14 protein-coding genes are annotated in these 14,066 nt (G+C 36.0%); 5 read left to right on the plus strand and 9 right to left on the minus strand.

What is annotated here, in order from left to right; all coding sequences use genetic code 11:
• Positions 1-24: 24 nt before the first annotated feature.
• Positions 25-1,116, minus strand: coding sequence for a redox-regulated ATPase YchF (gene ychF / locus PCI70_RS01775; protein WP_269913629.1), 1,092 nt, complete (start codon positions 1,114-1,116; stop codon positions 25-27).
• A gap of 162 nt (positions 1,117-1,278) precedes the next feature.
• Between ychF and PCI70_RS01780 the strand changes: the two genes are divergently transcribed.
• Positions 1,279-2,022, plus strand: coding sequence for a glutathione S-transferase family protein (locus PCI70_RS01780; RefSeq protein ID WP_269913630.1), 744 nt, complete (start codon positions 1,279-1,281; stop codon positions 2,020-2,022).
• A 23-nt stretch (positions 2,023-2,045) separates the two neighbouring features.
• Here PCI70_RS01780 and PCI70_RS01785 read toward each other — a convergent pair whose 3' ends face one another.
• Both PCI70_RS01785 and PCI70_RS01790 read right to left on the minus strand, forming a co-directional pair.
• The gene (locus tag PCI70_RS01785) at positions 2,046-3,029 is read right to left on the minus strand and encodes an iron-containing redox enzyme family protein (RefSeq protein ID WP_269913631.1); all 984 of its coding nucleotides are present in this window, start codon (positions 3,027-3,029) and stop codon (positions 2,046-2,048) included.
• Positions 3,030-3,121: 92 nt separating this feature from the next.
• The gene (locus PCI70_RS01790) at positions 3,122-3,655 is read right to left on the minus strand and encodes a TetR/AcrR family transcriptional regulator (RefSeq protein ID WP_269913632.1); all 534 of its coding nucleotides are present in this window, start codon (positions 3,653-3,655) and stop codon (positions 3,122-3,124) included.
• A gap of 236 nt (positions 3,656-3,891) precedes the next feature.
• Here PCI70_RS01790 and PCI70_RS01795 point away from each other — a divergent pair, with 236 nt between their 5' ends.
• Positions 3,892-5,022 (plus strand): iron-containing redox enzyme family protein, encoded by a 1,131-nt coding sequence (locus PCI70_RS01795; protein ID WP_269913633.1) that lies wholly within the window; start codon positions 3,892-3,894, stop codon positions 5,020-5,022.
• A gap of 10 nt (positions 5,023-5,032) precedes the next feature.
• Positions 5,033-7,957: a chorismate-binding protein gene (locus PCI70_RS01800; RefSeq protein ID WP_269913634.1), complete on the plus strand. Its 2,925-nt coding sequence runs from the start codon at positions 5,033-5,035 to the stop codon at positions 7,955-7,957.
• A 285-nt stretch (positions 7,958-8,242) separates the two neighbouring features.
• Here PCI70_RS01800 and PCI70_RS01805 read toward each other — a convergent pair whose 3' ends face one another.
• Positions 8,243-9,388, minus strand: a complete 1,146-nt coding sequence (locus tag PCI70_RS01805; RefSeq protein WP_269913635.1) for an FAD-dependent monooxygenase — start codon at positions 9,386-9,388, stop codon at positions 8,243-8,245.
• A 103-nt stretch (positions 9,389-9,491) separates the two neighbouring features.
• On the opposite strand from PCI70_RS01805, the gene PCI70_RS01810 reads away from it, so the two are divergent.
• On the plus strand, positions 9,492-9,923 hold the full coding sequence (locus PCI70_RS01810) for a MarR family winged helix-turn-helix transcriptional regulator (protein WP_269913636.1): 432 nt from the start codon (positions 9,492-9,494) through the stop codon (positions 9,921-9,923).
• Between the two features lie 208 nt (positions 9,924-10,131).
• Here PCI70_RS01810 and PCI70_RS01815 read toward each other — a convergent pair whose 3' ends face one another.
• Both PCI70_RS01815 and PCI70_RS01820 read right to left on the minus strand, forming a co-directional pair.
• A complete protein-coding gene (locus tag PCI70_RS01815; RefSeq protein ID WP_269913637.1) occupies positions 10,132-10,527 on the minus strand; it encodes a hypothetical protein in 396 nt (131 codons plus the stop codon).
• Positions 10,508-10,990: an MFS transporter gene (locus PCI70_RS01820; protein ID WP_269913638.1), complete on the minus strand. Its 483-nt coding sequence runs from the start codon at positions 10,988-10,990 to the stop codon at positions 10,508-10,510. Before PCI70_RS01820 ends, PCI70_RS01815 begins: the two co-directional genes overlap by 20 nt.
• 5 nt (positions 10,991-10,995) lie before the next feature.
• On the opposite strand from PCI70_RS01820, the gene PCI70_RS01825 reads away from it, so the two are divergent.
• On the plus strand, positions 10,996-11,457 hold the full coding sequence (locus tag PCI70_RS01825; protein ID WP_269913639.1) for a LysR substrate-binding domain-containing protein: 462 nt from the start codon (positions 10,996-10,998) through the stop codon (positions 11,455-11,457).
• A gap of 279 nt (positions 11,458-11,736) precedes the next feature.
• Here PCI70_RS01825 and PCI70_RS01830 read toward each other — a convergent pair whose 3' ends face one another.
• The 3 genes from PCI70_RS01830 to PCI70_RS01840 form a co-directional block, all read right to left on the minus strand.
• Positions 11,737-11,934 carry a helix-turn-helix transcriptional regulator gene (locus tag PCI70_RS01830; protein ID WP_269913640.1) on the minus strand — a complete coding sequence of 66 codons (198 nt, stop codon included), beginning with the start codon at positions 11,932-11,934 and terminating at the stop codon, positions 11,737-11,739.
• 97 nt (positions 11,935-12,031) lie between these two features.
• Positions 12,032-12,577 carry a hypothetical protein gene (locus PCI70_RS01835; protein ID WP_269913641.1) on the minus strand — a complete coding sequence of 182 codons (546 nt, stop codon included), beginning with the start codon at positions 12,575-12,577 and terminating at the stop codon, positions 12,032-12,034.
• Between the two features lie 59 nt (positions 12,578-12,636).
• Positions 12,637-14,066, minus strand: a 1,430-nt coding sequence (locus tag PCI70_RS01840; protein ID WP_269913642.1) for a recombinase RecT, incomplete at its 5' end; no start/stop codon positions are given.

The raw sequence follows: 14,066 nt of genomic DNA on the forward strand, positions 1-14,066 counted from the left end.
AAGAAAAATCTTAGCCTTTTGAATTTATACGTTAAAGCGGAAATGCATCACATCGCCATCTTGCACAATGTAAGTTTTTCCTTCTAAACGCCATTTACCTGCTTCTTTAGCGCCTGCTTCACCATTGTGTGCAACAAAGGCATCATAAGCAATCACTTCTGCACGGATAAAGCCTTTTTCAAAGTCTGTATGAATGACACCTGCTGCTTGAGGCGCGGTTGCACCAACTTTTACCGTCCATGCACGCACTTCTTGCACGCCTGCGGTAAAGTAAGTTTGTAGACCCAATAAACCGTAACCTGCGCGAATCACAATATTTAGACCTGGTTCTTCCATGCCCATTGCTTCTAAAAATTCAGCACGTTCATCATCTTCAAGTAATGAAATTTCTGCTTCAATTTGGTTGCATAATGGAACAACAATTGCATTTTCTTCTACTGCTAATTGACGTACGGCGTCTAAATGTGGGTTATTTTCAAACCCATCTTCAGCAACGTTGGCAATATACATGGTTGGTTTAAGGGTAAGTAAGCCATAACCACGTAAAATTTTATGCTCATCATCAGAAAGATCTGCCGCGCGTGCAGGTTTACCTTCATCTAATAATGGTAGGATTTTTTCTAATACTGCTTTTGTTGCAATCGCTTCTTTATCGCCACCTTTTGCACTTTTAGTGAGGCGCACTAAAGACTTGGTCACACTTTCTAAATCTGAAAGGGCAAGTTCGGTATTAATTGTTGCGATATCGTCTAATGGATCAATTTTACCATTTACATGAATTACATTTTCGTCTTCAAAACAACGTACAACATGTGCAATCGCATCTGTTTCACGAATATTTGCTAAAAATTGGTTTCCAAGTCCTTCGCCTTTAGATGCACCAGCAACCAAACCTGCAATATCTACAAACTCCATCGTGGTTGGTAAAACACGCTGTGGATTTACAATTGCTGCAAGTTTATCTAAACGTGAATCAGGTACAGGAACAATCCCTGTGTTTGGTTCAATGGTACAAAATGGAAAATTTTCTGCTGCAATCGCCGCTTTTGTTAATGCATTAAACAGGGTTGATTTTCCAACGTTTGGTAAACCAACAATACCGCAATTAAAACCCATGAAGAACTCACAAAAAAGTTGTCTTATTAATTAGCACGGATTTTACATCAAAACTGAATGCAAAGTCAGGCAAAGCATTTAAATCTGGTAGAAAAGTGCATTGTTTTTTTATCACAAGCCCTCTAAAGTAACTTGATAAAATCATATAAAATTGGAGTGTGTATGCGTATTTTATACCAGTTTCCTTTATCGCATTTTTGTGAAAAAGCGCGTTGGCTACTGGATTATAAAGAGCTTGATTATGTGGCTGAAAACGTATTACCTGGTTTTCAGCAGATGTTTACGCAGGTTAAAACTGGTCACAAAACACTTCCTATTTTAAAAAACGACACTGAGTTGGTGTCAGAAGCAACACAAATTGCTCGTTATCTAGATGTAACTTACCCTGAACATAATTTGATCCGTGCCAATAAAAAACTAAAAACAGAAACTCTTGAGATAGACAGTCTTGCTAATAATTTAGGGGTCGAGCTAGAAAAATGGTTATTTACGGCGCTCAATGATGTAGAAACATTAGATATTATGCTAGGTGAGCGAGGATATTTACGCCGTTTTGAAAAATTCACTAAACCTGTTTTAAAATCGTTAATTAAAAAAGCGCCAAGTGAGGCGGAGTTAAACCTAGCAGAAGAAAAAATTTATACATTAATTGAACAGCTCAATCAAAGAATCATTACACAACAGGGGCGTTATTTTGTTTCTGAACGCTTAGGGCTTGCTGATATTTCGGTATGTTCTATGCTTGCACCCATTTTAAATATTATGGGAACACCGTGGGAAAATACACAACTTAACCCAACACTCACCACATTAAAACAGCATGTTTTAGGTTTACCACTTGGGCAGTATGTTTTAAGAATTTATGCAACGGAGCGCTATGCACGTGTAGATTGGCGGGGGATATAGGAGCGAGTAACCGCTCCTATAATTTAAATATTTTTTAGGTAAGCATACAAGCTATCATAGTAATTTTTACACGTCTCTAAACGGTAATGGGCACCCATCAGAATATCATCTTTAATATCTTTTTCTTTAGCAAGTGGCTCAATCACGTAATCTAACCAGCCTTTAGCATGTTCAATATCTACTTCAGAATGTTCTGAATAGTAACGGTATAACCAATGATCTAGTCCAAAACGTTCACACGATGCTTGAACTTTTAAATAAGATTTAGGATCAATAATTTCCGTTGCTGCCATAATCCCCATAAGGTAATAATAAAATTGACGATTTAAAGAGGCCAACATAAACAAATTATAGCCTGCAAATTTTTGCCAACTGTCATGCGGTTGAATTTGATCTTTACCCGAAATACGGTGATGTTCCATCAAATCATCAAACATTTTGACATGCGTTTCTTTACGGTCACCACGCCCTGATTCATCCCATAAATTTTTAATCATCTCGTTGCGGGCAGTGGCAGGAGAATTTAACAACGCAAGTATGAGTAAGTCAAAAAAACGAATATTGAGTTCGTAATCACTCATAAAAAAGGCATGTAGCTGACGTTCTGTTGCGTCATTAGCTAAAAAGTCAAATAACGGATGTTCAGATAAATTAGCATCATCACATAACTGTGTAATACGTGCAGAAATAGATGCGTGTTGATCCGCATTTTTAGTTTGCGTGATGTAATTATATTGAAGCTCAGTTAACCATAAATCTTCAATGGTTTTACGAATTTGATATAGAAAAGGATGATGTTGAACCTTAGCTTCTGCGGATGCAGGATCACAAATTTGTAAGTTATAAAGTTGATACAGTGTTGAGTGAATTTGGTAACAGGCATCTTCATCTTGCTGTTTAAAAGCATGTTTTGCAGTTTCTACCAAATTTTCTAAATACGCATTTTGTGTTGCTATCGTATTAAATTTTTCGATGTTCTGAACAACTTCATTTAAAGTGTTATTCATTAAATAATCCATTTTTACCCCGTTTAATTTATATTATTGTTGTGATTATATCATGTCTTATAAATAATAATTTTGGGTAAAATATAATAATCTTATTTTAATATAAGATTTTGAGCAGTTTTCCATGCTTTAAGAGCTGCTTCTTTATCACCTAATACCTGTGCAGATAATGTTGCACCATCTAATAACATAATCAAAACAGGAGCAAGATGTTTATTTGATGGGGCGAGTAATTGTTCAATAACAGACATTAATCCTGCTTTTTGTTGCATCGCAATTTGATGTGCTTCCTCAGATTTATTCGGAAATTCTGTTGCAGCTTTAGCAAATAAACACCCTGTAAATGTACTGCTATTAAACCATTCATCATGCCATTCAAATACAAGTTCTAACTTTTTGAAATTATCAACTTCATGCTGAATCTTCTGCTTTAAAGAGGCAGCACATAATGCTTGGCGTTGTTGCAGTACTTCAATAATCAAATTGGCTTTCGATTGAAAGTATCTATACATGGTTTTTTTAGATACACCTGATTCTTTGATGATTAAATCTACACCAACGACATGATAACCATATTGGTTAAACAGCTCAGTTGCTATTTCAATAATATGCTGCTTTTTGGTCATTTAATTTACCTTAATGAAAATAAGATTCTTTTACAATAACCATATAATGGCTAAAATCCAAGTTACTACTGAAAAAATATTAATTCAATCTTAAAAAAATATTAGGAAAATCTTAAATTAATACTAATTAACTGTTTTATTTCAGGTTCTGTAAAAAAATAAATATTAGTAGACAGATCTGTTTATTTTATGATTTTATTTAATAATAGAGTAATAAAATAACATGGGATGTAATAATGGATACGTTAGAAAATAATTGGTTAAATCATAATGCGCTACAAACATTATCAAATAATAAATTATTAATGGCATTAGAGAAAAATCAGATTGATAAAAATGGAGTAAAGTTGGTTTTAGCACAACATAGCCACTACTCAAAAAATTTTACAAAATATCTGTGTGCTTTAATTTGTCAGATTAAACAGCAAGATGATTTAGAGCATCTTTTAGAAAACCTACAAGAAGAAATGGGGTTTGAAAGCAGTGAAAAAATTACCCATGCAGACTTATATCAGCATAGTTTACAGTTAATTGGGGTTGATCCTCAGGATTATCCTGCATTTGAGGAAACACTCGAGCTTAAGCAAGCCATGATTGAGCATTGCTATAACGAGGATATTTTAGAAGGTCTTGCAGCATTATGTTTAGGGGCAGAAGCTATTGTTCCTATCTTATACACGCCAATTTACCACGCATTACAACATCACGGTTATAGCGCAGAGGCAACAGAATTTTTCCGCCTACATATCCAAGAAGACGAAGACCATGCGCAAGTGATGATTGATATTATGGCGCGTTTAATTGGTGATGATCAAGAAAAGCGCCGTAAAGTAGAACAAATTGGTGAAAAACTCATTACCTTACGTGGCTATATGTTTGATCGTATCTATGACGAAATTCAAAATACAAAGCAACGTTACAAAAATAAAGCTACTTTTTATAGCTCGCGCGATTTTGGACAAGTACCAAATGAGCTAAAACCGTACATCCCATCTCGCTTAAAACATGCCAAAGTGATTACGTCAAAAATAGATGAATTTTCTAAAGAGCGTAAACACCGTGTAAATGTAGTAGATTTACCCAGTCGTACGATTAGTATGACCATTGGTCACTTACAACATGAAGAAGCAACCCGTTTGCATCGTCATAATTATGAAACGATGATTTATTTTATTGAAGGCGAAGGGTATTCGGTAATTGCAGATGAGCGTGTGAGTTGGCAAGCAGGTGATGCGATTTATGTTCCAATTTGGGCGCCTCATCAACACGTAAATACAGGTGAAGGCACATGTACATATGTAGCATGTGAAAATGCGCCATTGCTTCAAAATTTAGGCGATATTGCATTACGTGAAGAGTTATCTTGAGGAGATAACCATGAATTTAGCTGAATCACTTTTAAAGCATGGTCAACCTGATGATGTGTGCTTTTTATATCAAGATCAAAAAATCACCTATCACGCATTTCGTCATTATGTTGCTCAATGGGTTACGTTTTTACGCCCTCAAATTAATTCGTCGAGTAAAGTATTACTCATGATGGATGAGACACCAACGTTAGCAGGTTTATTCTTTGGTGTATTGGCATTAGGTGCAACCCCTATTGTGGCAAATCCGCGCTTAAAACCGCATGAAATTGATTACATGATTCATGACTCAGCAGTAGATATTGTATTTTGTGATTTTGATACACCGATTAAACACATCAATATCCACAATATTGTGCTACCTCAAGCAACGGCAGTGCACTATGTGAGTGTAAATCCATGTGATGTTGCAGTGATTCAGTATACTTCAGGAAGTACAGGAAAACCTAAAGGTGTACACCACAGTAGCGAAGCAATTTTACAATGTTGCCAAGTGGTGTCTGATCATTTGGCGTTAACAAAGAATGATATTGTGTACTCAGTATCAAAAACCTTTTTTGGTTTTGGTATGGGCAATACGTTCTTTTTTCCTTTATTTAATGGTGCTTGTGCTGTGTTAGACCACAATTGGCCCACTATTGCACTGATAAAAGAGAATTTACAGAAATACCAACCGACCGTGTTATTTGCTGTTCCAAGTGTGTTTAATCAACTGTTACAGCTAGACCAAGTGAGCTTACGAATTGCACAATCTTCAGGCTCACATTTACCATTTGAAATTGCAAAACAATGGCTTGATAAATTTGGAATTGAGCTGTTAAATGCGATAGGTTCTACGGAACTGTTACATATTTTTGCAGGTACTACAGCATCAGGAAATCCATATGGTTCTGTAGGACGTGTAATTGGGCAAAATAAAATTAAAATTGTGGACGATGGCGGACTTACGGTTGCCTGTGGGCATGTAGGTAAGTTACTTATTTCGTCCCCTGTATTGGCATTAGGGTATACAGACAATCAACATTTTAATGCTTTTAAAGAGGAGTGGTTCACAACAGGCGACTTGTGTCATCAAGATGAAAATGGGTTTTTATATTTTCATGGGCGAGTTGATGATCGTTTTAAAATCAATGGACGTTGGGTCATTCCGTTAGAAATTGAAAATAAAATCCGAGAAAACCATCCAACTATTGAGCAATGTTATGTAACATGCGTACAAGATGCCCACGATTTTGAACGTGTTGTTTTGGTCGTGATTGGCGATAAAACGCAATTACAAACTTTACAGGGTGTTAATCAACATTTACCTCGATATCAAAATATTGATGAAGTTTTAATCATTGATCAAACGCCCTTAAATTCTAATGGCAAGATTGATCGTAAACAGATTAAAACGATTGCCTCAGATTATATCAAGAGTAAAAATTTAGAGGTTGAAGTAGCATCTTACGGCGTAGATGAAGAAACATATCACCGTTATATTCAGCAAGGCTATAATCTGGTTCCAATTTGGAAACAACTTCATTCAAAACAGCCCATTTCTGCAACGCATTTATATCGAAATATTGTAGAGCAAGGTGGATTTATTTTTGAAAAATATGACCATCAACAAAACAGTTGTAAGGCACGTTATTCTATTATTGGCTTAGACACAAAAGAAAGAATTCAGATCAAAGAAAATACTTTATCTTATTTTAAAGATGATGCGATTCTTTGGCAAAAACACAGTGATGAGCCACTAAAAGCACTGCAAAAACTTCAACAGCAGTATCGTGTTCCCAAATTTTGTGATGTTCCTGAATTTTTTGGAGGATATATTGGCTATTTTGGATTTGAAACTACACGACTGATTGAGCCACGCCTTGCTAAAAATGACTTAAAACAGACCGATTTATATATTCCTGATGTTGTACAAATTTTAGCAAAACAGTTTTTGGTAATTGATCATCAAAAACAAGCGGTTTACTGTGTGGCATATGCGTGTCCAGAGACTTATCAAGAAGCAAAGCAAGCATGTGACACTCTGTCTGACCAAGTGATGGCATGTTTTGTGCAGTCTGAAGATAAATTTGTTCCTAAAGCAACTACACAGCATCATCAAATTTCGTGTGGCATTAATCGCCCTGAATTTTTAAAAAAAGTGCAACAAGTTAAAGAATATATTAATGCAGGGGATGTGATGCAAGTGGTGTTATCGCACCGTATGCAAGCACCGCTTGAATGTGATGCTTTAACTTATTATGAAGCACTGAAATCGGTGTGTTATACACCATATACGTATTGTATTGATTTAAATGATTTTCAAGTAGTGGGTGCATCGCCTGAAGAACTTGTAAAGTATTACGATCATCACGTTAGCAGCCGCCCTATGGCTGGCACACGGCGCCGTACAGGTCAGCCTGACCAAGATTCTGTACTTTCTACAGAGCTATTAAATGATCCAAAAGAACAAGCAGAACATATGATGCTTGTGGATTTAGCTCGTAATGATTTAGGAAGAATTGCACTACCAGGATGTGTATGCGTTGAAGATTTAATGCAAGTTGAATTGTATTCTCATGTGATGCATTTAGTGTCTACCGTTACAGCACCAACAAATCAAAATATCACAGGCTTAGATGCTTTAATTGCAACATTCCCTGCAGGTACACTCAGTGGCGCATCTAAAGTACGCGCTTTAGAAATAATTCAGGAGCTTGAACCACAACCACGAGGTGTATACGGCGGCGTTGTTGGCTATATTGATTGGCATGGTAATGCAGATTTAGCGATTGCCATTCGTACAAGTGTCCTTAAAGACAATACGATGTATGTGCAAGCAGGGGCGGGAATTGTAAGTGATTCTATTGCAGAAAATGAGTGGCAAGAAACTATGGACAAAAGTCGGTTGTTGTTTGTTGCGGCATCTCAATTAGGGTGCTCGTATAGTTTTTAATCGAAGGTCGTTGTATAGAATTACAACCAACTCAAACATATTAAATATTTATAAACCTTGCGTTTTAATAAGCGCAAGGTTTTTTTATGAAAGGAAAAAATATGCTTAAACGTACCAAATACCAAAATAAAGGAGAAAAACGATGAAATATTTAAATTTAATATGGCGTCATCGCTTCTCTATTTTATTCAGCGTTTTTATCAGCTTTTTACAGTGGCATTTAATTGTTATTCGGGAATATAGTCAAAACTCATGTTGTCTAGAACAAGTCGTTAAGCCTATTGTTTAGCTATTAATTTTCACAATTTGCCGACCGCCTATTCGTAATAATACTCGTCTTAAAAGAGAGGTACCTTGTGTTAATGGACAGAAAATCTGCGACTTTAAAGGTACAAGTAAACGATTCTTTTTAATTAAAGGTCGCATTTTTTGTTCCCAGCATGCTAATGCGTTTGCTATATCATCTTGAGCACTTAGTGCTTCGGCAAGTTCATAGCTACCATCAATGGCTGTACTTGCCCCCATACCCGAGTAAAGCGTTAAACACCATGCAGCGTCTCCAACGAGAACAACGCGACCTTTGTGCCATTTATCCATATTTACGGTATTAACAGAATCAAATAAATAGTCTTTACTGTCTTTTAAATCATCAAGAGCTTGTTGAATAATCTCTTGGTTTGGCATATTTGCGTAAACTTTTTTAAGGGTTTCAATAGGTGGTTTACTAAATTGACTATTTGGGTCATCACAACGATAAGCAAATAACGCTGTGTTGGGATGGTCTGCAAGTGGGAAGATCCACAATGATTTTTTAGGTTGTACAATCATAATGCCATCGTGTTCTTTAAAGTTTTCAATACCACGCTTAAGTTGGTAAGCACAGATCATAGAACCCATATATTTAAGATATTTTTCGTGTGGACCAAACACTAGTTTTCTAACTGTTGAGCGTAAGCCATCACAACCAACAACTAAATCAAATATTTCGTGAGTTATAGATTCATCTGATCCTCTTTTTAAAGTGACCTGAACTTCATGCCCTAAATCTTTAATTTCTGTGGGTACAAGATCATAGCGGACTTCAATATTCTCTTTTTCAATATTTTGCCATAAGCCTTCCTCAATATCACCACGTAACAAAACGGCAGGTTTAGTTAATTGGTCTGCAAATCCTGCTACACGAATCCGGCTACCGTCATCTAGTAAGTCCCAATTACAAGAATTTTGAGGCGTGCGAATGTGAATGTCAGGCAATACTCCAAGTTTAGAGGCTGCTTTTTTTCCTGTTCCTTGTAATCCAATAAAGTAACCACCCGTACGGCGTTGTGAGGCACGTTCAATAATAATGGGGTGCCAACCTTTCTTTTTAAGGGCAATTGCACTTGCCATTCCACCAATACCCATACCCACAATTAATACTTTTTTGCTCATTTTTCTTGCCTTCGGTTAGACTATAGTGTGATTATTTCATAGTAAGGAAAACTTGCAAGTTTAACTTACTATTAAGTTGTGTGACTTTGATAAGGTTTTTGTAATGTATAAAATTTCTGAACTTGAGCAGCATGTAATTGATCATTTACGCCAAGTGATTTTTATTTTGAAAAAACGGCTTTCCGATCAACCCACGTTTGCAAAACTGAGCTCACCTCAACTTAATGCATTAATTCATCTTGAAAAAAATCAAAAAAGTACCGTCACTGCTCTAGCTAAAGAAGAAGGAATTTCAATTCAGTCAATGGGTGTAACTGTAAATAGTTTAAAACAACAGGGGCTAATTATTGCAACTCCGGATCCAAATGATAAAAGAAAAACTTTATTATCTTTAAGTGAGCAATGTCAGGCAGAAGTTACGGCATTTAAGCGAGAAAGTGATTTGTGGCTTGCCGAAAAGATTAGAGAACAACTTAATATTGATGAGCAAAAGGTCTTATTACATGGTGTTGAATTACTACAGAAGATTTTATAAAAATTAATTTTTTTGAAACAAATATTTTTGTTATACCTATTTGACGAGTACAGTACTTCGGACATTAATTTAGAACACTTTCAGCCACAGACTGTAGAAAAAATGTGGGTATTGGGAGATCGCCAAAATACCAAACGTGAATTTGCTGAAAGTGCTCTATTGTTAAAATACAAGCTTGATGATGTTTGGTGCTTGTACTCTGTGGTCTCTAGATGTTGGGCTGTTTCTCCATGGTTTCTTGTAAATGTAACCAAAAAGGTTGGTTCTTCTTGAAAACTATTAAAATGGTTACCCATCTTATCAGCTGGTGGTTATGCGTTTCTTTATAACGGTATAAACAACTGTCGGATGTTTGTTGTATTAAAGAAACTTCAGAAATCGTTATTTTAAGATTTGGGTGTTTGCCTGTGTTATTTGTAAAAAGTTGCCTCACTTGATCTAAATTAATAAGTGTTCCTATTGTAGTAATCATCTCAAAATTTGGTGAAAAACTATCTAATAACGGGATTAATACTGATCGGTTTTTCCCTGTAAAGAGTGCTTCTATCCATTCATGAAGTTCAAAAATACTCTGATAGGCTAAATTACGATGGATTTGGTTCATTGTTTGGCTTCTGTAAGAGTAAAGGAAGTAAGCCCAGCAAGGCTGAAATAAAAAATATAATTTGGTAACTTAGTACAATAGAAAAATGTGTTTGGAGTAACTTAAAAATAAAGAGTAATACCGTAGGCATGATACAAAATGAAATCTGACGATTAAGATTCCATAATAAACTCGCTTGTTGTAACTTGTGCTCTGTGAAATCGAGCATTGCAGTCGTTTGCGCTGTATTTGCGCCCAAGCCACCACCTATACCCATTAATATATACGCAACAAATAAAAAAGGATTAAAATTAGATACAAGACATAGGCACAATATGCCAATAATATGAAAAAAAATTGCGCTTTTGAAAAGTTTTTGATATCCAAGTCGATTATAGTTGAAGGCACAATAACGAATAGAACAGGCACAGCCAATACCATAAAGCACCATCAATAAACCAGTTGTACTGGCATGCCAATGCATCTCGCTTGGGCAAGCTTGAAGCTTCAGATCTAAAATGTAGACAGTTAGGGCATTACGAGGTCATTATTGTTGCTTCGCCTGACTATTTAAAACAATCGCCTTGCTCAACTTTAGAACATCTAAAAGAGATGGTGTGGATATCTAATCGTAATTTAAAAAACTTTAGCCAATGGACACTCACAAAAAATAAGCAAAATTACATATTTTCAATTACGCCGCAACATTATACAAACTCTGCATTTGCCATTAAATCTATGGTCTGTTTAGGCATGGGGATCAGTATTTTACCTAAATGGTTAGTTCAAAAGGAATTAGATCAAAACACTTTAGTGCAGGTATTACCAGAATATAGCTTACCACTTCAAGATATTACAATTGTTTATCCGAACAGCAGTCATATTCGTTCTGTATCACGTAAGTTTATTGATTATTTGGTTGAACAATTTCAGCAGGTTTTAAGTTTTTAATTTTAGTATCAAACAATATCGAAGTAGCATAATTACACTGAACAAGTTACCCGTTTTTCTTACGAATAGACAGAGACTAACACGGACTAATAAAAATATATTGGCTGTAAAAACAATGTGTTAAAAACTACATAGGATGAAAATGGAAGCTCATGCACTTAATGATTGATAACTGATACTAATTATATAAGTTTTTGATATTTATATGATTTTATCGTTATTCAAAATTACGTTACCCGTTAAATTACCCGTTCTAGTGTGATAAAAAAAGCCGTTTGTTTAAACGGCTAATTTATCATCACTTTTGTGTTCTTCTACTTTTTCTTTTACATACGAAAAATACCAAAATACATTTTTATCATTAATTCTAATAGGTTGTTTAATACTACCATCATTAATTAATCTATAAAATTGCTCACGACCAATACCCAAGAAATACATAAACTCTTTGGCACGTACTCTGCGATCAATATCCATTATTAACTCCATATATCTTTAAAGCTTTAAATATTTTTACGCCGTGTTGTTTTGATGATTGGCTCGTTATAAGCCAATCAATATAGGTCTAATAACTTTAGTTCTCGTCTTGCTCCTGTACTTCAGTCAGGGCTGTATTTTTAGCTACAATAGCCAGACATTCTTCGTGTGTTCCAATATGAAAATTTGCTTTAAGATGAGGTTGATCTACTTCAGCGTACCACGTACCAAAAATCTCTTCTGTTTTAAGAATTACTTCATGGGTTTTATTTATAGCCATAATTTCGCCTAGATCTAAATTATGGCCTAGGCACTCAATATCATCTCCACAAGCTGAAGAGCAAAGGTTTTCTGGTTCTTCATTATCTTGCCAAAAAAAATTAATATCACTTTTAGGCACTCGTACATAATCATCACTTTGATACTGTACTTTGAGTGATTCAATTTCTGTTTTTAATGATGCGATATAGGGTGCTTTGTTATACATTCCTAATTCAATTGATTTTTTAATTAACTGATTGAGCAGTTCTTCTTGTTCATCACTAAGGAAAATATCTTCAAGAAAACTATCTTTTATTTGCTCAACTTCAAGTTCCAAGTCGTCATAGTTTTTTTGGTATTGTTCAGGAGTTAGTTGACTCATCTCTATATATCCTCTTGTTTAATAATCTTAATAGTGGCCACCGAAGTGGCCGTATGGTTTTATTCGCCAAGTTCAATCATTCGGTTTTCATAAGCCTGATCAATTTCAGGAATACCGCTAAAATCTTTGGTATATGGTTCAGCCATGATCGCGTTCAGATCGTCTATGTTTTTAGCGTGTTCTATCGCCGTAACAATCTTTTTAATCACCGCATCATCATCTAGGTCATCTAAAATTTCACCTTGAGAAAGTCGCTCATACTGTTGTGCATATTCAGTTGCAACAGCGTTTTGGTCATCTCGCGTCATATTTGGTTTATCTTTAGCAATGACTGCACCTACTTTTTTAAGTTCTTCTAGGTTTTTAATACCTTGGATGACTTGTATATGTTCGTTACGTGCAAGTTCACTTTTGGTTGCGTCAGGTTGGTTAATTTGCTCAATACGTTGTTTGGCATGTGCTTCTAAATATTGCTTGTGAGTCGTACTTAAACCGTCATCTGCAATAGCTTGAGCTAACTTCTTTTGAATGCCGTCTACTGACTTCAATGCATTCATCTCTTTTATGTACTTCGTACGAACCTTTGTTGAGTCAACGATAGGTGTTGGTGTTTTGGTTTCTTGAACTACTGGAGTAGGCTCTGCAGGTGCAGGTGCAGGTGCAGGTGCAGGTGCAGGTGCAGGTGTTTCTACCTTTGGTTCAGCTTTAGTTTCTTCTGCAGGTTGTGGCTCAGGTTCTTTGGTCACTGATTTTCTTAAATCAGATGAATTAACTGCAGGTGTTTCTTCTGTAGGTTCGGGCGTTACATCAACCAAGTTATCTAGTTCTTCTTCTTGTGTTTTGATGCCCATCAATAGTTCAGGTGCATAGATACGTCCAAAGAATGCCGCCGCACGATAACGCAACATTTGTTCAGGCATGGTTTGCCATTTAGAACCGTTCTTTTGATACCATCCTTCAGCAACAGCCATTCTCATGCTGATTTCAGCAGATTCTAGGCGTTCGCCTGTTTCTTTTTCGATAGCCCATGCTTTACACACAAGGTCACGTACTTTAACGGTCTCTTGAATATCTTTAGGTAGTTTCTTGTTTGCACCTTGATTATATTCCCATACACGTCTTACATAGGTCAGCTCAACTTCACCACGATCTTCAACATCAAAGCGTAAAGATGAGTATTTGCCTGATGAGTTAATTGAAGCAATAACAAATTGTGATGACCATGATGGGCGACCATCAATGATGTAAAGGTTCTGCATAATCATGAGTGGATCTGCACCTAAACGATTGGCCATGTTCACTGCCACAATGCTGTTCGCTACGCCGTTTGGATTATCTCTTGGTTCGTAGATAGCATTGCCGTAGCTGTCTTTACCCACTTTAACGTCAATTACTTTACGGTACTGTTCAGGCACCATCGTTGATGATGCAAGCATAGTGGCAATACGTTGGATTAACGCAAAGCCTGATGTTGTTGTTAAGCCAACGT

The organism is Acinetobacter sp. HY1485 (assembly GCF_027568475.1).
GTDB lineage: Bacteria > Pseudomonadota > Gammaproteobacteria > Pseudomonadales > Moraxellaceae > Acinetobacter.